We start from the raw sequence: 23,619 nt of genomic DNA on the forward strand, positions 1-23,619 counted from the left end.
CCGGAAGAAAATGAGTACGGTGGCTGAATTCCGTCGGCATTTTAGCAACTTATCTGTTTATTGTTATCCCCCAAAAGGCACAAATGAGCATCGGCCAGCGCGACTTACAGGCTATCGGTTTGGGCCGCGCAGATAAAATCGTTACGGTGCAATCCCTTGATTTTATGGGTCCACCACTGCACTTCGACGCTACCCCAGCGGGTCAGCAGGTCCGGATGGTGGCCCTGGCGCTCGGCCAACTCGCCGACCACATTGGTGAACGCCAGTGCATCGACAAAATTCTTGAACTCGAAACGGCGTACCAATCTCGGGATGCCGTCGCGTTCGACAATATTCCACTGCGGAATCTGCAACAGCAGCTGCTGTGCCTCCTGCTCGCTCACACGCGGCGCATCAGCCCGGCAGGCTTCGCATTGCTGCTTGGTTAAATCGCTCATCGTTTCCTCCCACTGCCGCAGCAGATCGCTTGTTATACTCACTAAAGACCAACTTTGACGGGACCTCAACCTGGATGACGAAAAACCCGCAACAACGCCTGCTGACCCTGACCGCTCGCAAACTGGATATCGACACCCATCAGGAACTCACCATCTACCTGCATCAGGATAGCTATGTTTGCCACTCCGAGGGGTTTTCCGCGCTGTCACGGGTGCGGGTCAACAGCGACCACCACTCGATCATCGCCACCCTACACATTGTCCGCGGCAGCCAGTTAACCCCTTACGAGATCGGCTTCTCCGACTCGGCCTGGCAGCATATGCAGCTGGCCGACGGGGATCAGGTCTGGGTCAGTCACCCCAAGCCGCTGGAGTCCCTTTCCTATCTGCGTGCCAAGGTGTTCGGCCACAAACTCAACGAGGAGCAGATCCGCACCATCGTCAACGACGTGGTGGCCGGTCGCTACGCCGATGTCCATCTGGCCGCCTTTATCACCGCCTGCGGCGACCGCAAGCTGGACACCGACGAGATCATCGCCCTGACCCGGGCCATGGTGGACAGCGGCAGTCGTCTTAACTGGCAGCGCGATATCATCGTCGACAAGCATTGCGTCGGCGGCCTGCCGGGCAACCGCACCACCCCGATCGTGGTTTCGATTCTAGCCTCGCTCGGGCTGACCATGCCCAAGACCTCGTCCCGGGCGATCACCTCCCCGGCCGGTACCGCCGATACCATGGAGACCCTGACCGAAGTCAGCCTGAGCCTGAGCCAGATGCAGGGGGTGGTCCGCCGGCACGGTGGCTGCCTGGCCTGGGGCGGCTCGGTCCAGCTCAGTCCGGCCGACGACCTGCTGATCCGGGTGGAACGGGCACTGGATATCGACAGCGAAGGGCAGCTGATCGCCTCGGTGCTGTCGAAAAAGATCGCCGCCGGCGCCACCCACGTGCTGATCGATATTCCGGTCGGCCCCACCGCCAAGGTGCGGGATCAGCAATCGGCCAAGCGCCTGGCCGAGCAACTACGGACTGTCGCCCAGGCGCTGGGGATGCGACTTCGGGTGCTGTTCAGCGACGGTAGTCAGCCGGTCGGTCGAGGTATCGGCCCGGCGCTGGAGGCCCAGGATATCCTGGCGGTGCTGAAAAACAGCCCGCAGGCACCGCAGGACTTGAAGGAGCGCGCCATCCTGCTGGCCGGCGAGCTGTTGGAGATGAGCGAGGCGGCCGCCGCCGGAAAAGGACAGCAGCAGGCCCGCCAAGCTCTTGAAGGGGGGCAAGCCTGGCAATGCTTCCAGGCGATCTGCCAGGCTCAGGGCGGCTTGCGCCAGCCCCCGGTGGCCAACTACCGCTACAACCTGCAGGCCGACTGCGCCGGTAGCGTGGTCGCGATCGACAACCGCCTGCTGTCCCAGGCCGCCAAGCTGGCTGGCGCGCCGGTCGACAAAGCCGCTGGGATCGTGATCTACAAACACCTGGGCGAGCGCGTCAAACCGGGAGAAACCCTGCTGACCCTACACGCCGAAAGCCCGGGGGAACTTGATTACGCGGTCGAATTCCTTAATGCTCATCCGGAACTGATCCAGCTCCAACCCGATCCAAAATCTTAGTGACAACCCAAGCGACAAAGAGACAGCCCTTGAAGCAGCAAGCGATCCTTTTCAACCTCGACAGCGACCCGGCGCTGGCAAACCAACTGACCGAGCAGCTCTATATCGAACCCGGTCAGCTCAACAGCCGCCAGTTCCCGGACCGGGAAACCTACCTGCGCGTCGATAGCGACTGCCGGGACAAGACCGCACTGATCCTGTGCAACCTGTTCGATCCCGATCCGAAAATCATGCCGCTGCTTTTTCTGGCCGAGACCCTGCGCGACCTGGGGGCCACAAGGATCGCGCTGATCACCCCGTACCTGTGCTACATGCGCCAGGACAAGCGCTTCCAACCCGGCGAGTGCGTTAATGCGATTCCGTTCGCCAAGCTGATCTCTAATTACGTGGATTTTCTCATCACCATCGATCCGCACCTGCACCGGATCACCAGCCTGGATCAGGTCTATCAAATCCCCACCCGGGTCGTAGCCGCCGCGCCGTTGATCGCCGACTGGCTCAAAAATCAGAACCAATCGGTGCTGCTGATCGGTCCGGACAGTGAGAGCGAGCAGTGGGTCAGCGAAGTTTCCCGACTCTCCGGTGCCCCCTTCGTGGTGTTGGAGAAGACCCGTCGCGGCGATCGTGATGTCGAGGTTTCGCTGCCCCAGGTCGAGCGCTGGCAGGGCTACCGACCGGTGTTGCTGGACGACATCATCTCCAGCGGCCGTACCATGCTCAGCACCCTGTCCAAGCTGGCCGGGCAGGGACTGGGGCAACCGATCTGTATCGGGGTGCACGGCATCTTTGCCGATGACGCCTACCGGGAGTTGAGTGAGCAGGCCGAGGTGATCACCACCAACTGCATCCCCCACCCGTCCAATCAGATCGAGATCGCATCCGCCCTGGCCGAACCGCTGCGCGCATGGCTGCAAGCCGCTCCCGAAGCCTGACCCAGCCGCTGCCGGCCACCGGACTGGCCGACGCGGAGCTGCACTACCAGGCCCAGTTTCTATCCGCCGTCGAGGCTGACCATTACCTCGCCCAGCTGCAACAGCAGCTGGACTGGCGTCAGGATCGTATCCGGCTGTTCGGTCGTGAAACCCCGATCCCCCGGCTGCAGGCCTGGTATGGCGACCCGGGGCTGCATTACCGCTATTCCGGCCTGAGTCTGTACGCCCAGGGCTGGCCCGATCCACTACTGGCGCTGAAGCAACAGCTCGAACAGCAGACCGGCCAGCGCTTCAACGCCGTGCTGGCCAACCTCTACCGCAACGGCGTCGACAGCATGGGTTGGCACGCCGACGACGAACCCGAACTCGGTCCCAATCCGGTGATCGCCTCACTGAGCCTGGGCCAGCCGCGGCCGTTCCAGCTGCGCCGCCGTGACGACCCGATCCAGCGCTACGAACTGCTGCTCGAGCACGGATCCTTACTGCTGATGGCCGGTTCGACCCAACACCACTGGCAACACGCCCTGCCCAAACGCACCCGGCTGACCCAGCCGCGGATCAACCTGACCTTTCGCCGGATCATCCAATCCTGAGCAGCCCATCGGGCAACCTGAGTTAAGCCCCACTACAATACTGTATAAATAAACAGTATTATGAGTTCATGAAGATTTTGAACCCCCTTAGCCCCCTCTCGGCCCAACCGCTGCCGCTGTTCAGCAACCGGGTCTCCGCCGGCTTTCCGAGCCCGGCGGACGATTACCTGGAAGCCAGCCTGGATCTCAACAGCCACCTGATAAAACACCCGGCGGCGACCTTTTTCGTCCGGGCCGAAGGTGATTCGATGATCGGCCGTGGTATCTATCCGGGTGACCTGTTGATCGTCGACCGCTCGATCAAGCCCCGGCACGGCCTGGTGGTGATCGCCGCGATCCATGGTGAGCTGACCTGCAAAATCCTCGATGCCAGGCAGCGCTGTCTGATGCCGGCCAACAAGCGCTACCCAAGCATCCCGATCACCGATGAGTGCGGCTTTACCGTCGAGGGGGTGGTCACCGCCTCGGTGAGGTACCAGCAGTGCTAGCGCTGGTCGACTGCAATTCGTTCTACGCCAGTTGTGAGACGGTCTTTCGGCCGGACCTTCGTGGCCGACCGATCGTGGTGCTGTCCAACAACGACGGCTGCATCGTGGCCCGTAACCGTCAGGCCAAGGCATTGGGCATCCCCGGTTTCGGGGCCTACTTCAAGATCGCCGAGCAGCTGCGGCAGCAAGGCGTTGCCGTGTTCAGCAGCAACTACGAACTCTACGGTGACCTGTCGCGCCGGGTGATGGAGTGCCTGTCCGACTTCACCCCGGACGTGGAGATCTACTCCATCGACGAAGCCTTTCTGTCGCTGCAGGGCCTGACCGTGGATAGTCGCTCCTACGCCGCCCAGATCCGGCGCGATGTCTGGCGCCAGGTCCGGATTCCAGTTTCGGTCGGCATCGCCCCGACCAAGACCCTGGCCAAGCTGGCCAATCAGATCGCCAAGCAGAGCACCAGCCATCGGGGGGTCTATACCATCGAAACCGAGACCCAGCGCCGCCAGGCATTGCGGAATTTTCCGCTGCAGGATGTCTGGGGGGTAGGACGCAAGCTCTACCCGCGGTTGCAGGAACAGGGGATGGCGACCGCCTGGGATCTGGCCTCACAGCCACCCAAGCTGCTGCGCAAACAGTTTGGTGTCACGCTGGAGCGCACCCTGCGCGAGCTCAACGGCGAACCCTGCCTCGAGCTTGACGAACTACCCGAACCCAAACAGCAGATCTTCAGCACCCGCTCGTTCGGGCAACGGGTCTACCAGCTATCGGAGCTGCAGCAGGCGGTCAGCAGCTATGCCACCCGGGCGATGCAGAAACTGCGGCAGCAGGACTCGCTGACGTCCACGGTGCAGCTGTTTATCCAGACCAGCCGCTACGATCCGATCTACTATTCGCGCTCGGGGATCGTGCGACTGCCCTACCCGACCAACGATACCCGGCTGGTGGTACAGCTGCTGCTGCAGGCCCTGCCGCAACTGTTCCGTCCCGAGCTGCCTTACTACAAGGCCGGGGTTGGTCTGCTGGAGCTGATTCCCGCCGCCCACCAGCAACTGGATCTGCTGGAAACCCAGCAGAGCGAGCGTGATCATCGTCTGATGCAGGCGCTGGATCAGATCAACCAGCGCCACCCCGGCGGTCTGTTTCTGGCCAGCAACGGCATCCACACAGGCTGGCAGATGAAGCGGCTGAAACGATCACCGGCCTACACCACCCGTTGGGACCAGTTGCCTAGGGTGACCTAACCCATGATCAACGATATGGCACCCTGGGCCTTGTGGATCATTCGTATCGGAACTGCCCCATGAGCGGCTCAAGCAGCGAATGCCTCCGTACGATCGGTTACGGGCTCAGGGTGGGGTCAGCTTCAGCCCCTTGGCTAGGGCTTAATCACCACCCCTGCGTTGGCGCAGCAACCGTGCCAGCACCCCTCGAACAACCGCATCACAGCGATGTCCGGCAAACTCATAAAGCGCCACGCCGGATTCACTGAGATGCAAGCTCAGCTGCTTTTGCAACAGGGCGTTGGCGCGGAAGAGACGGGTTTTTACGGTCCCCTCTTCCAGATCGAGTATTTCCGCCGTCTCACGTACGCTGCATTGCTCGATCGCCCGCAGGATAAAGACACTGCGGAAGCTGTCGGGCAACTGATTGATATTACTCTCCAGCAATTGCCCCAGCTGCTTGTTGGCGACCTCGCTATCCGGTCCATTGTAGTTCTTTGTCATCGCCGTCAGCTTCACAACCGATTCCAGCTCCTCGGGGGCCATGGCGACATTACGCTGATTACGTCGCAGGAGTTGCAGCGCCTCGTTGCGTGCAATACGCGACAGCCAACCGGGTAACGCCGGGATCGACTGCAAGCGCTCCAGTTGCTCGAAGGCCTTGATATAAGCCTCCTGGATCGCATCCATGGCCTCTGCATCGCTATTCACGATGCCTCGAGCTACCCGGAACAACCGTTGGTTGTAGCGTCGCATAATACCTTCATAAGCGTTCGTCTCCCCCTGCAGGATACGCGTCACCAGCTCAGCGTCGGAGCAACCCATCAGTGTTTGTATCTTTAGCTGTTGTGCTGCGATCGTCATCACAGCCCTCCCATTCTGTTTGTTCTCTTACTCTCTAGCGACCTAGCGACCTAGCGACCTAGCGACCTAGCGACATTCAGACCATTGGTTCATCGCGATTAAGTAAGCGATCAAATCACTACGGTCATGGTCGTCTTTAATCCCGGCAATCCCCATATTGGTGCCGGGTATGTAGCCCAAAGGGGAGAATAGAAACGAATCCAACGTCCGGACTGACCAGATAAGTTTCGATTCACGCATCGACTTGGAGTAATCAAAGCCCGCTGCCGCCCCGGCCTGACGACCGATCAATCCACAATGCTTAGGCCCTGTTCGGTGACGCTCCGGGGAGTGGCAACCGACACATTGAGCGTAAAGCTGTTTACCGTGCCTCGCGTCTCCGCTCATCGACACGGACATCTCAGCGCTCGCTGTCGAGACATCGGCAAGCAGGCCGGCAACCGTCAGCAGCGCGGTACCGAAGGAGACCGTCGGCATCATGAGAAGAATGCACCCGGCACGGGATCCAGCCCCAGTGCGTGACGCAACACCGCCCAATGCATCGCTTCATCGGCCAGAATACTGGCCGCAGCGAGGGATAGATCACGGTTGTCGAACACCGGAATCGCTCCGGCATAAGCACTCACCGCCCCACGCTCCAACCCTGCGGCAAACTCCAGTACATGGGTCTGGTTTTTGAGCTGATGGACGGGGAAGCCGTAATCGCTCTTCGGCTCAGCCGGCGTGCCGCCCATCGACATCACGGCTTTGGCAAGGGCTTCGATATGTTCTTTGTGATGCCCTTGAAACTGCACCGCCACTTTCAGCACATCGTTACTCAACAAGCCACTCTCGGCGCCCACCTGGTAGGCCGCCACGGCCTCATGTTCGGCACCGATAGCGGTATTGAGTATTTTAACATCCTGGCTGACAGCCCCATCTGCGGTTCCGTATTTGCCGGCATTAACGCAGCCGCTGAGCATCGCTACGCCGGCTGCAGACAGAGTCACAGCCCCAGTACGTAGCAGGAAGTTACGGCGCGAGCGTGCCGACATCGTTTCTACCAAACCCGATTCGGATACTTTTGACTGTAGGATTTTCATGATGCTCTCCGTTGGTAATAAGGGGCCTGATGGGCCCTGGTTGGCGAGAAATATCTCGCTCTTCACCAACAGGATGCAGCTGGACGAACGAAGGTTCCCAACGCGTTGAAAAAACCTGTCCCAGGTAAAATGGTTGGTAGTGTTTCCAGGCTTTATCGGAGATCAGGGGCCAGCCGGGTTAAAGGGATGCCAGTAACCAATCGATAAAACGCCGAGCATTGGCGTTATCGAGGGTTCGCTTCGGATAAACCAGGTAATAGGCCCGCCCCAATGGCAGACTGATCTCGCAGGGAGCGACGAGTCGACCCGCCTTCAATTCGTCGGCGATCAGCATCCGTTGCCCCAGCAGCAACCCCTTGCCTTGTACGGCGGCGTCGATCGCCATACTCGACAGGTTGAACCGCGGTCCCGCTTTCGAAGTGGCGATATCCAGCCCGGCGGCCTGCAGCCAATCCTCCCAATCCGGCAGGCTGTCGTTGTCCTCGCCCCAGTCGATATGGATCCGGGGCAATTGGGCGATCGCTTCGAGGGACGGGGTCTCAGCAACGGTTGCCAGCAGCTGCGGGCTGAGGACCATCGTCACCGAATCGGTGAACAGCAGCTCTTTGTTCAAACCGGCATAGCCCGACTCGCCGTAGCCGATACAGATATCCGATACCGAGCGGTTGAAATCAACCCGGGCGTGGCTGGCCTCCACCCGAACCTGCAGCCCGGGGTTGAGCTCCATCCACTGCAACACCAACGGCATCAACCAGTTCGAAGCCACCGACGGCAACGCCGTAATGGTCAGCACATCGACGCGTCGAAACAGTTCGATCTGCTGCTGACCCAGACGCAATTTCTCCAGTGCCTCACGGATGAAGACCAGATAACTCTGCCCTGCCCGGGTTAGCCTGACCCCGGACTTGGAACGATCGAACAGCGCGATATCCAGCTGCTGTTCCAACACCTTGATCTGTTGGCTGACCGCCGCTGGGGTCACAAACAAGCGTTCGGCCGCCGCGGCAAAGCTACCGGCTTCGGCTGCAGCCTCAAAAGCCAGCAACGCCTTCAACGGTGGAATCTGTCTGGTTTTCATCAACGGGTCTCTCGCCACAGCATCAGCACTCACCCCATCATTAAGGTTTTCTTACGGATAAGATCAATAAATATCGTTAGATATGACTTATATCATTAGCTTATTTTGTTTTTAAACAAATAAAACAGGTAGGCACAACATGCAACTAGAGCAGATCATTCAGTTCAACGAGTACCCGCTTTCCGACACCTCCTTCCAACAACGCTGTAAACAGCATCTGGATGAGCACGGTGCGTTGGTCCTGCCGGACTTTATCTCGGCCGAGGCGCTGGTCAGGATCTGCCGGGAAGGTGCCGAGAAGAAACACCTGGCCTACTACTCCAAGGATGATCACAACGTCTACCTCAAAGACCCGGACCCGGACTTTGCGGACGACCACCCGAGAAACCGACCGGTCCAGTCCTCCAAAGGCTGTATCACCGACGATCAGATCGATGCGGATTCACCGCTTCGCACCCTTTATGATGCCGAGACGTTCCGTGATTTCCTTGCCACCGTGCTGGGGGAACAGGGGCTGTACAACTATGCCGACCCGATGTCGTCGATCAACCTGCATTACGCCGACCAGGGCCAGGAGCTGGGCTGGCACTTTGACAACTCCTCCTTTGCCATCACCCTGTTGATCCAGAGTCCGGAAGCGGGTGGAAGCTTCGAATATGTCGAGAATCTGCGCGATGCCGATCGGGGCGAGATGAACTATGACGGGGTGGGTGACGTTCTGGACGGCAAACGCCAGGTTAAAACCCTGCAGGCCGGCGCCGGCACCCTGGCGATGTTCCGCGGCAGGAATGCCCTGCACCGGGTCACGCCGGTTAAAGGCGACAAGACCCGGATGCTGGTCGTGCTGGCCTACAACTCCGAACCGGGTATCGCGCTGTCCGAATCCGCCCGCCTGACCTTTTACGGTCGGCTCTAACTCAGGTGCGATCTTAACAGCTTCGAACCAAGGCACCTGGAAGATAAGTCCGCGGATTAGGCGTTGGTCTGATCCGCGGCGGCCAGCATCCGCTCGATCTGTTCATCGGAGAATCCCTGCTCACGCAAAACATCGCGAGTGTGGGCTCCCAGCGGCGAACCTATGCTGCGGTATTCGGCGCGGCTACGGGAGAACTTGATCGGACAGCCGATCTGACGAACCCTTTGTGGCTCGAATTCCTGCTCAGACTGCCGTTCAGCAAGCGGCACCTCGACCAACATTTCACGGCTACGGAACAGCTCCGAATCCGCCGCTTCACCGAAGTTCAATACCGGCTCGACGCAGACATCGAGCTCGGCAAAGACCTCACACCAATGCTGCAACGGTCGTGTTTCGATAATAGACTGGATATCGGCTTTGAACGCGTCGACCGCCTCGGGGTGGGTGTCGGACGCCCGCCCAATCCACTCCGGTTTACCCAGTGCCTGCAACAGCCCTTTCAGAAATGGCGGTTCCAGGCTGCCCACCGCCAGATAACGCTGATCGGCGGTACGGTAATAGCCGTAGAAGCTGCCGCCGTTCAAAAACTCGCTGCCGGGTTGAGGGTCCTTACCGCTAACCAGGCAGTTGGCACCAAAGAGTGCGTTCATTGCCAACGCACCGTCTGTCATGCTGATATCGATCGACTGCCCCCGTCCCGAGTGCTGCCGTTCGATCACCGCGGCCAGAATCCCCACCGCCGCCGGGTAAGAGCCACCGGCGATATCAGCAATCTGGGTGCCCGACAACACCGGCCCGGTTTCGGCTCGACCGCTGTAACCAGCCAACCCCGACAAGGCCAGATAATTGATATCGTGACCGGCCCGATCCCGATGGCTGCCGCTTTGACCATAGCCGCTGATCGAGCAGTAGATCAGACGTGGATTGATCCGAGCCAGCTCGTCATACCCCAGCCCTAGGCGAGCCATCACCCCCGGACGAAACTGCTCCACCAGAATATCGTAGTCACCGATCATCTGTTTGATCGCCTCGACCGCAGCGGGATTTTTCAGGTCCAGCGCCATCGCCCGCTTATTTCGATTCAGGGTCGCAAAGCAAGCCGAGGTTTGATTCTCCCCCTCTGCTAGCAACGGCGGCAAATGTCGGAGCAGATCAACCCGGTTGGGAGCCTCGATCCGTACGACCTCAGCACCCAGGTCGGCCAGCATCATGGTCGCGTAGGGCCCAGGCAGCAGGGTGGAAAAGTCGAGCACTTTGAGTGATTTCAACGGCATATCGGCATCCTGCAGTCAGTCAGTGAGGGGGAAACCCCACTATGCCGAACCAACATGACACAAAAAACGACCGAAACTAACTCAACAGCTCACTAAAGATGACAGAATCACTCACCAAGGAGACCCTCTGCGCCGAATCCAAACAGGGAGCAACAGGAGATGTAGGAGAAGCCGCAAAGAAAACGGCAGCAAACAGGGAAGAAAAGGTCCATAAACAGGGCGCCGGAGAGGCCCAGAACCTAAACGGGCCACCTTCTCAGAGGTAGCCCGTTGCGCTTGGAATAGAGTCAGCGCTCAGCCGACTCAAAGCAGATTATAGACGAATACCACCAAAACCGCAGCCGGTGTCAGGAAACGCAGCACAAACATAAAGCTGTTCAGCGCCAAACCGTTACCCAGCTTCAGCTCACCTTCGGTGATTTGCTTCGACATAAACCAACCGACAAACACAGCGACCAGCAGGCCGGACAGCGGCATCATCAGGTTGGCGGTGACAAAGTCGAGCAGGTCGAACAGGGTCTTGCCCTCGAAGCGCTCGAACATCGCCAGCGGCGTCACATCGGCCCAGACGTTGAACGACAGCACCGTGACGATACCCAGCAACCAGACCGACAGACCGGCAATCAGCGTCGCACCGAAACGGGAGATAGCCGGCTTCTCTTCCAGCCACTCAACCACCGGTTCCAACAGCGAGATCGCCGACGTCACCGCAGCCACCACCAGCAGCACGAAGAACAGGGTACCAAACAGCACACCACCGGGCATCTGGCTGAAGGCCAGCGGCAGGGTTTGGAAGATCAGTCCCGGACCCGCACCCGGCTCCAAGCCGTTGGCGAACACCAGCGGGAAGATCGCCAGACCGGCCAGCAGCGCCACCACGGTATCCAGCACCGATACGGTCACCGCGGTCTTCACGATCGAGACCTGCTTGGGCAGGTAGGAACCGTAGGCCATCATTACGCCCATCCCCAGGCTGAGGGTGAAGAACGCATGACCCAGCGCGGTCAGTACGCCGTCGGTGGTCAGCTTGGAGAAATCCGGGCTGAACAGGAAGCTGAAACCGGCGGCAAAGTGGTCGGTATTCATGGCGTAGCCGACCATCACCAGCAGCAATACAAACAGCAGCGGCATCAGGATATTGATCGCTTTTTCCATCCCGGAGCGGATGCCGCGGGCCACGATCAGAATCACCAGCGACATGAACAGCGTGTGCCAGAGCAGCAGCTCGCCAGGATTACCCAGCAGGTTGCCGAAGATCGCACCGATCTGCTCGGTGGTAGCACCAACAAAATTACCGCTGACCGAATTACCCACATAGGTCATCGCCCAACCGCCGATCACCGAATAGAACGACAGAATCAGGAACGAAGCCAGCATGCCCATGCCACCCAGCCACTTCCAGCGCGACGATAGTCCGCTGTCGGCCACCAGCTTGCGCATGCTCTGCAATGGGCTGCCGCCACCGCGACGGCCGATCATGACTTCGGCGATCATGATCGGAATCCCGACGATCGCAATACAGAGCAGGTAAACCAGTACGAAAGCGGCACCGCCATTCTCGCCGGTGATATAGGGGAATTTCCAGATGTTGCCCAGGCCGACGGCAGAACCGCTGGCGGCCAGGATAAAGGCCATCCGTGAAGACCACATCGGATGGGATTTGGCTGTGTCTGTTGCCGCAGAGGCGGCGGAGTCCTGGATGATCTGTGTCACCGTTGTCTCTCCTGTTGTTTTTATTGGAGTAAAGGTTGTCACCCACCTCTGCCCTTGGAATGGAGTCCCGCAGGCAGTGGCGCTGACTAATCCGTTAGTGATGGTTGTCTTTTGAATCTCAGGCGTTGACCGTCTCCGGCGCCATAAAGCGCTCCTCGGCCAGTTCGTTGGCGACCTCACCGGTCGGACGATCCTGCTGGTCGGCACGACGGAAGATCTCATCGAGGGTGTCGGTGATCGATTCGATATGAGCCAGAACCTTCAGGTGATCATGACCGATCCGCTCATAGAAGATATCGATAATACCGCCGGCGTTGATGGCGTAATCCGGGGCATAGAGAATGCCGTGCTGGCGCAGCATCGCATCATGCTCGGGGGCCGCCAGCTGATTATTGGCGGCACCGGCAATCACCTTGGCCTTGATGTTGGGAATGCTGTCGTCATTCAGTACCGCACCCAGCGCGCAAGGGGCCAGCACATCGACATCCAGCGACAGGATCTGCTCGGCACCCACTTCGATCGCGCCCAGTTCGCTGACCGCTCGGGCCACCTGCTCCTGATGGATATCGGTGACAAACAACTCGGCACCGGCCGCCGCCAGATGCTGGGCCAGACGGAAACCGACGTTGCCGATCCCCTGAATCGCCACCCGCAAGCCACGCAGGTCCTGCTGACCCAGCTTGTGCTTCACCGCCGCCTGCAGACCGACAAAGGTGCCGTAGGCGGTTGCCGGAGACGGATCACCGTTGCAGGGCTTGCCGTCGATCCCGATCCGCTCGGTGATTCCGGCGACATTGTTGGTGTGACGGGACATCACCTTCAGGTCGGCCACGGAAGTGCCCGAGTCTTCGGCAGCGATATAGCGATCGCCCATCGACTCCAGACAACGCCCCATGGCTTCGAGCAGCGCGTCGCCCTTATGCTGGCGGGGATCGCCGATAATCACCGACTTGCCGCCGCCCAGATCGATATTGGCCAGCGCCGACTTGTAGGTCATCCCCTTGGACAACCGCAGCACATCCCGCAGCGCCTCTTCATCGCTACGGTAATTCCACATCCGGCAACCACCCAATGCCGGACCGCGATTGGTGTTATGCACCGCCACGATCGCTTTCAGACCGCTTTTTTCATCGCAGAAAAAATTCAGTTGTTCATGCTGAGCGAACTCAGGATGACTAAATACACTCATGGTGTTTATCCCTTAATTCAGATCTGGGGGAGAACTCTGTCTATCCGTTACACACGCACAACCAGCCGAGCCAAACCCTGCCGAAACACAGGCCATGGTCGAACCGATATCGGCGAAGTGTTAGCTCAGTAGCGGGTCGGGATCCGCAAGAAGCGTAATGGAGTGCGCCCAAGAACTGCTGGGGCTGGGGAGCCGGCGAGAGCGGCTGAAGGTACAGGGATGTACCTGGGCAATGGAGGTAACCTCGAAGGCAATGGCGCCAACGGACGGTTGATCGGAAAACATAGACGTTCACCCACAATCCAGGCCGGATCACGGCTTGGACCAGATTTAATTATTTTTATCCGGCCGGTACGACCGTTTATCTGTTATTGCTGCCGCCCTTGTGGGGCGAGCAGGTGGACACGTTATGCTCGCCAACAACACTTCGTCAAGTATTTTTTACATCAAGGTTTCGTTCTACCTGTTAGTTCGATCCTGAACGGTGCCCAGAAATATTCCGGTCTCAAGGCACCAAGCAACACCCAAAGCCACTGCTCAATTTCTATCCTAACCAGCCAACCCCTGATGTTTAGAGGCCTACAGCCATCTAAGCAAAAGCTGCCAACAACTCTATCCACAGCAATTGGGGATAAGGCAAGCTGAGCTATGTCGGTGCCATGTCAAACAAAGTTGTCGATAGTGATATTTTCAACGGCAGCAGACACAGCCTATTTGGAGTCGCCCTGCTGGTTCCGCCTAGTCCAGATACCGGGAAGCACGACAAAAAACCCTAATAGGCTACGCTTCAAGGTGCTCGAATAACCGCAGAGCCCGACACCGATAGGAGGAAAGGCCATGTCCGCTGAAGATAAGTTAGGGAGTTACGCACAAGGCTTCAGTAGCCTAGATGCCGCGACCATCGTTGCAAACGTCACGGAGGATTATCAGCTTCTCGATAAGGATGGAGTGCTTCACACGAAAGCCGATTTGCCCGCGTATATCGATACCCTAAAAGGGATTGGTAGCTCGATGGAGATCACCGAAGTCAGCGTTAACGGCGAGAAAGCCTGGTGCAAATGGCAGATCGGCGAGGTCGTAGGCGCAGGACTGATCAGCTTTGGTGAGCAGGGCGTCAGCCAGGAACAACTCTTCTACCGCTAGTGATGGGGGTTCAGCAAGGCAACCCCGTTATTTCAGATCAGAGCAAGACGTCCATCGGGGCCAGGATTCGGCCCCAAGCCTGACTTGATAACCACCTGCTCCAGCTATCGCCAGGCAGTGCCATTGATTATTTATCGACCTGCTGCACAAAAAAACAACGCTTCCCGCTATCCCAGGCTCCATCGGACGTTGGGCCCATTACCCTCAGCTCGCAGACAACCTTATCCACACTTTCTGTGAATAGCTAAAGCTAAGCATCGAATTCGGCTGCCATCAGTACGGCTTCTCACGCCTATAAGCCAGCCACTTAAAATCCTGGCGCTGAAATAAAAGGACAGTCTATTGAATGCTCCAGATCAATTGTGCGTCGCACAAGCCTGGCGCATAATCAGGATAGCGCTGGGGACACGAATGCCAGGCAGTCGCTGAATTCAGCGCTTCGATCGATGCATTGACCATGAATTGAAAGGAGTTCAAGACATGTCCCCTGCACGCCGAGATAACTGGCACGCGCTGACCGAATCTGAAGCCGAGCAGCTGCTCGACAGCCAAGCTGATCAGGGCCTTAGCGCTGATGAATCCGTAAGGCGGCTGAATCAGGTCGGCCCTAACACGCTGACCCAGAAGCAAGACCAAAACCCCTTCCTGCTGTTTCTGCAGCAATTCAATCAACCGCTGGTGTATATCCTGCTGGGTGCGTCGCTGATCACCGCGCTGCTGCAGGAATGGGTCGACTCCGGGGTGATTTTCGGCGTGGTACTGGTCAACGCCGTGATCGGGTTCCTGCAAGAGTCCAAGGCGATGAAGGCGATCCGCGCGCTGTCCCAGGCGATGGTTAGCGAAGCCACGGTGATTCGGGACGGGTTGAAGCAGCGTATCTCCTCAACCGAGCTGGTACCCGGCGATATTGTCGTGATGCAGTCCGGTGACAAGGTGCCGGCGGATATTCGTCTGCTTCGCTCACGAGAACTGCAGATCGACGAATCGGCCCTGACCGGCGAATCCGTGCCGGTCGAGAAGCAACTTGGCGCGGTGGCCGAAGACTGTGTACTGGCCGATCGCCGCAATATGGCCTACGGCTCAACTCTGGTCACCTACGGCACCGCCACTGGTGTGGTCGTCGCCACCGGAGATCACAGTGAAATCGGTCGCATCAACGAACTGATCGCTACCGCCGAAATACTGGCCACCCCGCTGACTCGGCGCATCAGCCAGTTCAGTCATCTGCTGCTGCGGGTGATTCTGGCTTTGGCCGCATTCACCTTTCTGGTCGGTATCCTGCGGGGTGAATCCTGGATCGATATGTTTATGGCGGCCGTGGCGCTGGCGGTTGGTGCGATCCCGGAAGGCTTACCGGCGGCGTTGACCATCACCCTGGCGATCGGGGTCGGCAAGATGGCCAAGCGCCATGCCATCATCCGTAAATTACCGGCCGTGGAAACCCTGGGCAGCACCACCATTATCTGCTCGGACAAAACCGGCACCCTGACCCAGAACCAGATGACGGTTCAGGAGATCCATGCTGCAGGACTGAAATTGTCGGTCTCCGGGGTTGGTTACGCACCCGAAGGAAGCTTCCGCCTCGACGACGAGGATTACCTGCCTCAGAGTCACCCCGCCCTGCTCGAATGCCTCAAAGCCGGGCTGCTGTGCAATGACTCCCAGTTGGTGGAAGCCGACGAAGGCTGGCGAATCGAAGGCGACCCTACCGAAGGTGCCCTGATCACGTCTGCCTACAAAGCCGGTTTGACGTCGGATGGCCTGCAACAAGCATTGCCGCGGATCGATACCATTCCATTCGAGTCGCAGCACCAGTACATGGCCACCCTGCATCAGCAGACCGACGGCAAACGACGGGTGTACCTCAAAGGCTCGGCTGAAAGCCTGATCTCACGCTGTATCAATGCGTTGGGTGAAACCGGCGAGACGACCGAGCTGGATAAAACGGGCTGTCACCGCGACGTTGAAACCATGGCCGCCAACGGCATGCGGGTGCTCGCTTTCGCCTTTATCGAGCTGGCTGAGTCGCAGGATCGGATCAACCATGGGGATCTGGCTGAAGGCCTGACCTTTATCGGCCTGCAGGGAATGATCGATCCGCCCCGTCCGGAGGCGGTCGAAGCGGTCGGTGCCTGTCAGAGCGCCGGCATCAGCGTCAAGATGATCACCGGTGACCACGCCGTGACCGCCGCCGCCATTGCCCAGGAGATCGGCCTGGAGGGCAAGCGCCTTGAGAGTGGTCGGCTTGCCGCCGTTACCGGGCACGAGCTGGCCGAAATGAGTGACGAGCAGGTGGAGCACGTGGTGGGCCATGTGGCCGTTTTTGCCCGGGTTGCGCCGGAGCAGAAACTACGGCTGGTGGAGGCGATGCAGCGACGCGGTGATGTGGTCGCGATGACCGGTGACGGGGTCAACGATGCGCCGGCGCTACGGCGGGCGGATATCGGCGTGGCGATGGGTATCACCGGCACCGAGGTCTCCAAGGAAGCCGCCGATATGGTACTGACCAACGACAACTTCGCCTCGATCCGTGCAGCAGTCGAAGAGGGGCGTGGCGTTTACGACAACCTGATCAAATTCATCACCTGGACCCTGCCAACCAACCTGGGCGAAGGTCTGGTGATTTTGACCGCCATTTTCGCCGGCCTGAGCCTACCGATTCTTCCGGTGCAGATTCTGTGGATCAACATGAGTACCGCGGTGTTCCTGGGACTGATGCTGGCGTTTGAGCCCAAAGAACCGGGGATCATGCAACGGCCGCCACGCCACCCCCAGAGCAATATCCTGTCAAGCAGCCTGATCATGCGGATTCTACTGGTGGGTTTCCTGCTGCTGGTCGGGGCCTACGGTCTGTTCGAGTGGGAACTGGCCCAGGGTGAATCCGAACTGGTCGCCCGCACCGTCACGGTTAACGTGTTTGTATTTGGTGAGCTGTTCTACCTGTTCAACTGCCGCTCACTGCGTTATTCCGTGTTCAAATTGGGCTTCTTCTCGAACCCGCTGTTGCTGGTGGGGGTAAGCGGCATGATCCTGCTGCAGCTGTTCTATACCTACTCCCCGATGATGAACGCCGCCTTCGGCAGCGCTCCGATTGGTGCCGCCGAGTGGTTGAATATCCTCAGCGTCAGCTTCGGCATCTACGCCCTGATCGGGCTGGAAAAGTGGTGGTTAAGACGCAAATATGCCACCCCTGACATCGAAGCTGAGGCCAACCCGGAAAAGCAATCCTGCTAGCAGTGGGCTTAGGGAGGTTAATATCGGCCTGCTGAGTGCCCTTGAACGGCGATCAGCAGGCCTTCCACCCTCTTGACAATCGGCCGACCATCGTTGATTTCAGCCCACTCGAGCGCATTGCACAAAAAAGAACCGCAACGCTGAGCGCTACGGCTCACGGGGGCTTGAGACGGATACCCTCAAGCCACGGACAGTGTTATCCACAGTTACTGTGCATAATTGCCGCGTTGCAGCGTCTAGGTTTTGAGCGATTCACTCAATGCTCGGGCAGCAGCCGGGTTAACGGCATCTCGGCTTGTCGGTCGCCCACCGCCAGGTAAAGCAGGTTATCCTGGCGGTTGAGCTGCACCTCAACGCCACTGCGCAGCCCTTCGCTGAGGGACTCAATGACTGCATTATCGAGCAGATAGAGATGCAGTTTGGCCAGCGCCGACAAGCTGGCCTGGTGCTGATTCCACCAACGGTGGGCATTGGCGCCGTAGACATACAGACTCAAACGCGGATGACGCTTATGCAGCTTCGCCAGTCGCTCCAGATCGGGCTGGCCGATCTCGATCCAGTGCTGCACTTCATCAAAATCGTTACGTAGCCAGATTGGGGCTTCATCGGTGCTGGAAACCCCACCACCAAAGGCCAACCCAGGCTCATATTCCAACCCGTACGCCAGCAACCGGGTCAGCAGGCGCTGCTCCGATTCCGACGGATGCTGTGCCAGCGTCAGGTCCAGCTGTTCATAACAGTGTCGGTCCATATCGCTCAGATAGAGCTTAAACTTGAAGATTCGACTGCCTCGGGCCATTAATCGAGTCCAAATTTGAGACGATCCACCGCGGCGGTGTGATCGTCCAGTTGATGATATTTTTCGATCGCCACCAGCAAATGGGCATGCTGCTGCTCATTCTGGCCTGCATGAAGATACTGCTCGGTCAGCTTGAGCAGCTGTTCGAGATGCTCGAGCCGATAGTGACAGTTCAATAGGGACTTCGCTACAAAGTGCGGATCATGTTCGCGCTCGCGCATGTCAACGGCAACAGCCAAGGCGGTTTCGAGTTGCTGCTCGGTCGGTTTTCCCATCACACACCTCCTCGCTAAGGTCAGGGTACCTGAGCTTACACCGAAAAGCGGTGCTGTCCCTATAACGCGAGTCGGGTCTGAATGCAGACATTGAGCTAGATCCGCTCAAGGGCACAATTACCTTGTGTTTATTAGACCATTGGCTATAGTCGTCTGGCACATGGTGAAAATAATAAGTCCAATCGCACCGTTGGCCACTTCGTGAGGATCGGCCGGTCAGCAGTGCAATGCTGTGATTTGGAGTACCGCTATGACCTTGCTAAACAGCCTCAACCGTAAACTGGTTGCGGCATTTCTTTGTCTATCGCTGATTCCGCTGTTGATCTACGCCGGCATCAGTATCCAACGCGCGTCCGACGCACTCGAATCCCAAGCCTTCAACCAACTTCAATCAGTTCGATCGATCAAACAGGCGCAAATCAGCGACTTTTTTGCCAATCGTCGGGCCGATATGAATGTGCTGGTCGATACGGTTGAAACCCTAAGCGACGAAGCATTCAAAAAGCTTGCCGCCGTACAGGCGAATAAGAAGTCCCAGCTCGATGAGCATATCTCCTCGATGAAGGCTCAGCTGCGGATCACCCGCGACTCCCCCTTTATCGGTGAAGCTCTGGATGCTCTGAACCTGGCGGTGATCGGAACCGACGATTTCGTCAACAGCGGCCGCTGGCAGCGCCGCGCCAAGGTCTACGGTCCCCGGGTGTCGAAAATTGTAGAGGCTAACGGTTGGTACGATCTCTACCTGATCTCCCCCGACGGCACCATCCTCTATACCGACGCCAAAGAATCGGACATGGGCATGAATATCCCCAACTCCGAGTTGAACGACAGTGGCTTGGGCCAGGTGCTGGAGATGGCGAAAAAACAGGGACCGAAAGCGATCACGGTATCCGACTTCGCCCCCTACGCACCGGCCGGAGGAGCACCTGCCGCTTTTATGCTGGCCACCGTCACCAACCTGATCGACGAAGTCAGCGGCTACGTTGCCTTCCAGGTCCCGTTGGATAGCCTCAACGACGTGATGCTGCGCCGGGACGGCATGGGCAAAAGCGGCGAGTCCTATCTGGTCGGCCCGGATCGGTTGATGCGATCGGACTCTTACCTGTCACCCAAGACCCACAGTGTCGAAGCTTCCTTTGCCAACAACACCCAGGTCAATACCCTGGCGATCGAGCAAGCGCTGGCCGGTAAGCCGGGGGCGGCAATCATCCGTGATTACAACGACAATCCGGTGCTCTCCTCCTGGGAAGTGGTCGATTTTGGTAGCGGTGTGCGCTGGGCAATGATCAGCGAGATCGACGTCGCCGAAGCCTTTTCGCCGGCCGACAGCGACGGCGTCGACTTCTACAAGAAATATATTGAGAAGTACGGCTACTACGACCTGTTCCTGATCGACGACAGCGGTTATGCCTTCTACACCGTGACCCGGGAGGCCGACTATCAGACCAACCTGGTCAGCGGCAAATACGCCAGCTCCAATCTCGGCTCTCTGGTTCGTCAGGTGATGCAAAGCAAAAACTTCGGCTTGGTCGACTTTGCTCCCTACGCCCCCTCCAACGATGCTCCGGCCAGCTTCATTGCCCAGCCGGTCACCGATCGGGACGGTAACGTGGTCATGACCGTCGCGCTGCAGGTTTCGCTCGGCGCGATCAACGCCATCATGCAGCAACGCGAAGGCATGGGTGAAACCGGTGAAGCCTACCTGGTCGGGCCGGATAAACGGATGCGGTCCGACTCCTTCCTTGATCCGACCGGTCACTCGGTGATCGCCTCGTTCGCCGGTACCGTGGAAGCCAATGGGGTCGATACCGAGGCATCACGACGTGCGCTGAACGGGGAAACCGGCGTCGATATCATCATCGACTACAACGGCAACCCGGTTCTGTCCGCCTACACCCCGGTACAGGTGGGTGATACCCAGTGGGCCCTGATGGCCGAAATCGATGAAGCCGAGGCCCTCGCCACGGTCAAACAGCTGATGCTACTGACCACGATCATGGTGGCGGTGGCCGTGGCCGTCATTGCCGCACTGGGCGTTCTGCTGGCCAGAAGCATCAGCCGCCCGATCATCGAACTGGTCGATAACACCAAACAGATTGCCGCCGGCGATCTGACCACCAATATCCGTGTCACTCAGCACGATGAGGTTGGCGTGATGCAGCAGGCGATGGCGGATATGGTCGCCAGTCTGCGCAGCACCGTCGGCACCATCAGTGACTCCGCCTCGCAACAGGCCGCCGCCTCGGAAGAGCTGGCCGCCATCACCGAGCAGACCGGTCAGAATGTGGTGCTGCAACACCAGAATACCGATCAGGTCGCCAGTGCCATCAATCAGATGAGCGCCACGGTGCGTGAGATCACCCAGAACACTTCGCTGGCAGCCGATGCCGCCAACAGTGCCCGCGGCCAGGTTTCCGAAGGCTCCGAGGTGGTCGGCGAAACGGTTCGCGGTATTCAGGCCCTGGCCGAAACACTGGAAGGCTCGATGAGCATGGTCAACGAGCTCGAACAGGGCACCAGCAATATCGCCAGTATTCTGGACGTGATCAAAGGGATTGCCGATCAGACCAACCTGCTGGCCCTGAACGCAGCCATCGAGGCTGCCCGCGCCGGTGAACAGGGCCGAGGCTTTGCCGTGGTCGCCGATGAGGTGCGCTCGCTGGCGCAAAACACCCAGAGTTCGGCCAGCGAGATCGAGCAGATGATCAGCTCGCTGCAAACCGGCGCGTTGCGCTCGACCGAGGCGATGAAACGGGGTACCAGCCAGGCCGAAGACCTGGTCGAGCAAGCCCAACAGGTCACCGAAGCCCTGCAGGCAATCCGTGGTTCGGTAGACACCATCGGTGACATGAGCCTGCAGATCGCCAGCGCCACCGAAGAGCAGCTGAGCGTTGCTGAAGAGGTCAGTCGCAATGCAGAGGAGATCAGTAAACTTTCTCAACAGACCGGCCAGGGCACCGAGCAGATCGCCAGTGCCAGTGAAGAGCTGGCCAAGCTAGCAGTCGGCTTGAATCATGAGGTAGAGCAGTTTAAGACCTGATTCGAGAAGTTTGACTCGAAAACCCATCAATTAACCCTCAAAGCCGGCATCAAGATGCCGGCTTTTTTCGCCTCCCCTAGCACAACCTCACTCGTGCCCCCGGAGAGAGTCCCTTGGGCTCAGGGGCGAGACCAACGCCTTATCCGAACAATCTCGTCAGCCTCAATATCGAGTGACTCCAGAAACGCTTGATGGCCGTCAGGCTCGTTGTGTTCAAACTGAATATGCCAGTTATGCATATCCTCATCGCTCAAACCGGCATCGCGCATAATCTGGCTCCAGCGCTCCTTGGAAACGGCGCCACGTTCGGGCAGTTGTGGCTGATCCATATATTGAACTATCGCTTTTTGCTGCAGCCGCAGTTGCTGAATCTGCTGTTCTAGCGCAGTGAATTGATCCTGTAGAATCTGCTGCTGACCAGCATCGGCCTTCATTGCCAGCAGTGAAGCCAAGTGGGCCACCGGGACACCAAAGGAGCGGTAGGCCATGATTTTCTCCAATCGCTCGACAGCTTCCTGACCGTACCAGCGATAACCGTTATCGCCGCGTTTACTGGGTAACAGCAACCCCTGTCGTTCGTAGTAAAGAATGCTGGTGCGCGAAATACCGAAGCGCTTGGCCAGTTGAGAAACTGTCAGCACACTAAACACCTCGCCAAGTAACTTATTAGTAAGCTAAAGCTTATACCTATAGACAGGTTAAAATGCTCCTTGGTACACCATGATCCGAGTCCCATCAATCGCAGCCTGCTTTCGGACGGCTAGATCTGAACGAGCAGGCCACCTGCCAAAACCAAGGTACCAATGCACTCAATAGCAGCACTACAACGCCGAAAACCGATAGCACATTAGGAAGCTCAGCAAACAACAAGTAGCCCAAGATCAGCGAATACAAAATCTTGATGTATTCCACATTGGCTACGATATTGGCTTCAGCCTTTTGGTACGCCGTGACACCTATCCATTGTGCCAGCGACGATATCACCCCCACCGAAATCAGCAGCAACAACTCATTTCGTGTCGGCCATTGCCATGCACACCAACTCGGCACAAGGGTGATCAAGCCAACAAACAGGGCTTGGTAGCTGAGCAGCACCGTCCGAGACTCAGTCTGTGCCATCCAGCGAACACAGACCACTGCAACCGCCGCCCCCAAGGCAGCTGTCAGACCGGTCATCATGTAGATCAGCGAAGGACTGTCAAAACCTGGCTGCACCACCAATAGCACACCGACAAACCCGATTAGCAGAGTCATAACCCGTATCGTTCCGACCGATTCAGCCAGAAACAACCTCGAGATCACAGCGACAAACAGCACTTGGGTAAAGCCCAGGGCCGTGGCATCAGCTAGCGGAATATTACTGACCGTAACAAAACCCAGATACAGCGCCAGAAACGCACCAGTGATCCTAAGCAGGTGAAATTTCGCCATCGATGTGCGCTTCAAAGTATCGAATGACCTTAAAATAGCCGGCGTCAGCAGTGTGATAAAAACGAGTTGGCGGAACAGTAATATCTGAAACAGATCTATCCGCTCGCTCAGGATCCTAACCATCACCCCGACCACTACGAAAAGAGCGGTAGAGATCAATGCCAGCAGGATACCCTGCATCGATTGGGAAACCCTGTCCTCAAACCGGCTCTTGAATCCCGATAAAACGACTAAAATTGCCTGTTGTTGCATGGTTGAACTACCTCATCATCAAGGATGGGCAGCATGAGGGTTACACCTGTAGACA

General features: G+C 58.2%; 21 protein-coding genes. 9 read left to right on the forward strand and 12 right to left on the reverse strand.

Annotation, left to right across the window (positions count from 1 at the left end):
- Positions 1-104: 104 nt before the first annotated feature.
- Entirely contained in the window at positions 105-437 is a 333-nt protein-coding gene (locus tag ACO05M_RS14375; RefSeq protein ID WP_421864247.1) for a 4a-hydroxytetrahydrobiopterin dehydratase, read from the reverse strand.
- A gap of 74 nt (positions 438-511) precedes the next feature.
- Between ACO05M_RS14375 and ACO05M_RS14380 the strand changes: the two genes are divergently transcribed.
- The 5 genes from ACO05M_RS14380 to ACO05M_RS14400 all read left to right on the forward strand — a co-directional run bounded on the left by ACO05M_RS14380 (position 512) and on the right by ACO05M_RS14400 (position 5,295).
- Positions 512-2,041, forward strand: a complete 1,530-nt coding sequence (locus tag ACO05M_RS14380) for a thymidine phosphorylase family protein (RefSeq protein WP_421864250.1) — start codon at positions 512-514, stop codon at positions 2,039-2,041.
- 29 nt (positions 2,042-2,070) lie between these two features.
- On the forward strand, positions 2,071-2,973 hold the full coding sequence (locus ACO05M_RS14385) for a ribose-phosphate pyrophosphokinase (protein ID WP_421864253.1): 903 nt from the start codon (positions 2,071-2,073) through the stop codon (positions 2,971-2,973).
- Complete coding sequence (locus tag ACO05M_RS14390; RefSeq protein ID WP_421864255.1) at positions 2,946-3,566, forward strand: alpha-ketoglutarate-dependent dioxygenase AlkB family protein; 621 nt, start codon at positions 2,946-2,948, stop codon at positions 3,564-3,566. The genes ACO05M_RS14385 and ACO05M_RS14390 overlap by 28 nt, the downstream gene beginning before the upstream one ends.
- 68 nt (positions 3,567-3,634) lie before the next feature.
- Entirely contained in the window at positions 3,635-4,054 is a 420-nt protein-coding gene (locus ACO05M_RS14395; RefSeq protein ID WP_421864258.1) for a LexA family protein, read from the forward strand.
- A complete protein-coding gene (locus ACO05M_RS14400; protein ID WP_421864260.1) occupies positions 4,048-5,295 on the forward strand; it encodes a Y-family DNA polymerase in 1,248 nt (415 codons plus the stop codon). Before ACO05M_RS14395 ends, ACO05M_RS14400 begins: the two co-directional genes overlap by 7 nt.
- Before the next feature lie 141 nt (positions 5,296-5,436).
- On the opposite strand, the gene ACO05M_RS14405 is transcribed toward ACO05M_RS14400, so the two are convergent.
- From ACO05M_RS14405 to ACO05M_RS14420, 4 genes are all read right to left on the reverse strand, one after another.
- The gene (locus ACO05M_RS14405) at positions 5,437-6,138 is read right to left on the reverse strand and encodes an RNA polymerase sigma factor (protein ID WP_421864263.1); all 702 of its coding nucleotides are present in this window, start codon (positions 6,136-6,138) and stop codon (positions 5,437-5,439) included.
- Between the two features lie 66 nt (positions 6,139-6,204).
- Positions 6,205-6,618, reverse strand: a complete 414-nt coding sequence (locus tag ACO05M_RS14410; protein WP_421864266.1) for a c-type cytochrome — start codon at positions 6,616-6,618, stop codon at positions 6,205-6,207.
- Positions 6,615-7,220, reverse strand: coding sequence for a ferritin-like domain-containing protein (locus tag ACO05M_RS14415; protein ID WP_421864269.1), 606 nt, complete (start codon positions 7,218-7,220; stop codon positions 6,615-6,617). Before ACO05M_RS14415 ends, ACO05M_RS14410 begins: the two co-directional genes overlap by 4 nt.
- Positions 7,221-7,398: 178 nt before the next feature.
- Positions 7,399-8,298, reverse strand: coding sequence for a LysR substrate-binding domain-containing protein (locus ACO05M_RS14420; protein ID WP_421864271.1), 900 nt, complete (start codon positions 8,296-8,298; stop codon positions 7,399-7,401).
- A gap of 139 nt (positions 8,299-8,437) precedes the next feature.
- On the opposite strand from ACO05M_RS14420, the gene ACO05M_RS14425 reads away from it, so the two are divergent.
- The gene (locus ACO05M_RS14425) at positions 8,438-9,214 is read left to right on the forward strand and encodes a HalD/BesD family halogenase (RefSeq protein WP_421864274.1); all 777 of its coding nucleotides are present in this window, start codon (positions 8,438-8,440) and stop codon (positions 9,212-9,214) included.
- Positions 9,215-9,270: 56 nt separating this feature from the next.
- Here the strand turns inward: ACO05M_RS14425 and ACO05M_RS14430 are convergent, their stop codons facing one another.
- From ACO05M_RS14430 to ACO05M_RS14440, 3 genes are all read right to left on the reverse strand, one after another.
- The gene (locus tag ACO05M_RS14430; protein ID WP_421864276.1) at positions 9,271-10,488 is read right to left on the reverse strand and encodes a CaiB/BaiF CoA transferase family protein; all 1,218 of its coding nucleotides are present in this window, start codon (positions 10,486-10,488) and stop codon (positions 9,271-9,273) included.
- 303 nt (positions 10,489-10,791) lie between these two features.
- Positions 10,792-12,201 carry a sodium-dependent transporter gene (locus ACO05M_RS14435; protein WP_421864278.1) on the reverse strand — a complete coding sequence of 470 codons (1,410 nt, stop codon included), beginning with the start codon at positions 12,199-12,201 and terminating at the stop codon, positions 10,792-10,794.
- A gap of 118 nt (positions 12,202-12,319) precedes the next feature.
- Positions 12,320-13,390 carry a Glu/Leu/Phe/Val family dehydrogenase gene (locus ACO05M_RS14440; protein WP_421864281.1) on the reverse strand — a complete coding sequence of 357 codons (1,071 nt, stop codon included), beginning with the start codon at positions 13,388-13,390 and terminating at the stop codon, positions 12,320-12,322.
- An 837-nt stretch (positions 13,391-14,227) separates the two neighbouring features.
- Here ACO05M_RS14440 and ACO05M_RS14445 point away from each other — a divergent pair.
- Both ACO05M_RS14445 and ACO05M_RS14450 read left to right on the forward strand, forming a co-directional pair.
- On the forward strand, positions 14,228-14,533 hold the full coding sequence (locus tag ACO05M_RS14445) for a hypothetical protein (RefSeq protein WP_421864283.1): 306 nt from the start codon (positions 14,228-14,230) through the stop codon (positions 14,531-14,533).
- A gap of 480 nt (positions 14,534-15,013) precedes the next feature.
- Positions 15,014-17,767, forward strand: coding sequence for a cation-transporting P-type ATPase (locus tag ACO05M_RS14450; protein WP_421864286.1), 2,754 nt, complete (start codon positions 15,014-15,016; stop codon positions 17,765-17,767).
- A 256-nt stretch (positions 17,768-18,023) separates the two neighbouring features.
- Here ACO05M_RS14450 and ACO05M_RS14455 read toward each other — a convergent pair whose 3' ends face one another.
- Positions 18,024-18,566 carry a YaeQ family protein gene (locus ACO05M_RS14455; RefSeq protein WP_421864289.1) on the reverse strand — a complete coding sequence of 181 codons (543 nt, stop codon included), beginning with the start codon at positions 18,564-18,566 and terminating at the stop codon, positions 18,024-18,026.
- Positions 18,566-18,841, reverse strand: coding sequence for a hypothetical protein (locus ACO05M_RS14460; RefSeq protein ID WP_421864291.1), 276 nt, complete (start codon positions 18,839-18,841; stop codon positions 18,566-18,568). Before ACO05M_RS14460 ends, ACO05M_RS14455 begins: the two co-directional genes overlap by 1 nt.
- 250 nt (positions 18,842-19,091) lie before the next feature.
- Between ACO05M_RS14460 and ACO05M_RS14465 the strand changes: the two genes are divergently transcribed.
- Positions 19,092-21,881, forward strand: coding sequence for a methyl-accepting chemotaxis protein (locus ACO05M_RS14465; RefSeq protein ID WP_421864294.1), 2,790 nt, complete (start codon positions 19,092-19,094; stop codon positions 21,879-21,881).
- 119 nt (positions 21,882-22,000) lie between these two features.
- Here ACO05M_RS14465 and ACO05M_RS14470 read toward each other — a convergent pair whose 3' ends face one another.
- Positions 22,001-22,522: a MerR family transcriptional regulator gene (locus tag ACO05M_RS14470; protein ID WP_421864296.1), complete on the reverse strand. Its 522-nt coding sequence runs from the start codon at positions 22,520-22,522 to the stop codon at positions 22,001-22,003.
- Between the two features lie 94 nt (positions 22,523-22,616).
- A complete protein-coding gene (locus tag ACO05M_RS14475) occupies positions 22,617-23,564 on the reverse strand; it encodes a DMT family transporter (RefSeq protein WP_421864299.1) in 948 nt (315 codons plus the stop codon).
- Positions 23,565-23,619: the final 55 nt, after the last annotated feature.

The organism is Motiliproteus sp. (assembly GCF_965230735.1).
Taxonomy (GTDB): domain Bacteria; phylum Pseudomonadota; class Gammaproteobacteria; order Pseudomonadales; family Balneatricaceae; genus Motiliproteus.

What these genes read in the sequence shown, in the direction of transcription:
- ACO05M_RS14375 (WP_421864247.1), bottom strand. Translation starts at nt 437, where the DNA reads ATGAGCGATTTAACCAAGCAGCAATGCGAAGCCTGCCGGGCTGATGCG.
- ACO05M_RS14380 (WP_421864250.1), top strand. Translation starts at nt 512, where the DNA reads ATGACGAAAAACCCGCAACAACGCCTGCTGACCCTGACCGCTCGCAAA.
- ACO05M_RS14390 (WP_421864255.1), top strand. Translation starts at nt 2,946, where the DNA reads ATGGCTGCAAGCCGCTCCCGAAGCCTGACCCAGCCGCTGCCGGCCACC.
- ACO05M_RS14395 (WP_421864258.1), top strand. Translation starts at nt 3,635, where the DNA reads ATGAAGATTTTGAACCCCCTTAGCCCCCTCTCGGCCCAACCGCTGCCG.
- ACO05M_RS14405 (WP_421864263.1), bottom strand. Translation starts at nt 6,138, where the DNA reads ATGACGATCGCAGCACAACAGCTAAAGATACAAACACTGATGGGTTGC.
- ACO05M_RS14410 (WP_421864266.1), bottom strand. Translation starts at nt 6,618, where the DNA reads ATGATGCCGACGGTCTCCTTCGGTACCGCGCTGCTGACGGTTGCCGGC.
- ACO05M_RS14415 (WP_421864269.1), bottom strand. Translation starts at nt 7,220, where the DNA reads ATGAAAATCCTACAGTCAAAAGTATCCGAATCGGGTTTGGTAGAAACG.
- ACO05M_RS14420 (WP_421864271.1), bottom strand. Translation starts at nt 8,298, where the DNA reads ATGAAAACCAGACAGATTCCACCGTTGAAGGCGTTGCTGGCTTTTGAG.
- ACO05M_RS14425 (WP_421864274.1), top strand. Translation starts at nt 8,438, where the DNA reads ATGCAACTAGAGCAGATCATTCAGTTCAACGAGTACCCGCTTTCCGAC.
- ACO05M_RS14430 (WP_421864276.1), bottom strand. Translation starts at nt 10,488, where the DNA reads ATGCCGTTGAAATCACTCAAAGTGCTCGACTTTTCCACCCTGCTGCCT.
- ACO05M_RS14440 (WP_421864281.1), bottom strand. Translation starts at nt 13,390, where the DNA reads ATGAGTGTATTTAGTCATCCTGAGTTCGCTCAGCATGAACAACTGAAT.
- ACO05M_RS14445 (WP_421864283.1), top strand. Translation starts at nt 14,228, where the DNA reads ATGTCCGCTGAAGATAAGTTAGGGAGTTACGCACAAGGCTTCAGTAGC.
- ACO05M_RS14450 (WP_421864286.1), top strand. Translation starts at nt 15,014, where the DNA reads ATGTCCCCTGCACGCCGAGATAACTGGCACGCGCTGACCGAATCTGAA.
- ACO05M_RS14455 (WP_421864289.1), bottom strand. Translation starts at nt 18,566, where the DNA reads ATGGCCCGAGGCAGTCGAATCTTCAAGTTTAAGCTCTATCTGAGCGAT.
- ACO05M_RS14460 (WP_421864291.1), bottom strand. Translation starts at nt 18,841, where the DNA reads ATGGGAAAACCGACCGAGCAGCAACTCGAAACCGCCTTGGCTGTTGCC.
- ACO05M_RS14465 (WP_421864294.1), top strand. Translation starts at nt 19,092, where the DNA reads ATGACCTTGCTAAACAGCCTCAACCGTAAACTGGTTGCGGCATTTCTT.
- ACO05M_RS14475 (WP_421864299.1), bottom strand. Translation starts at nt 23,564, where the DNA reads ATGCAACAACAGGCAATTTTAGTCGTTTTATCGGGATTCAAGAGCCGG.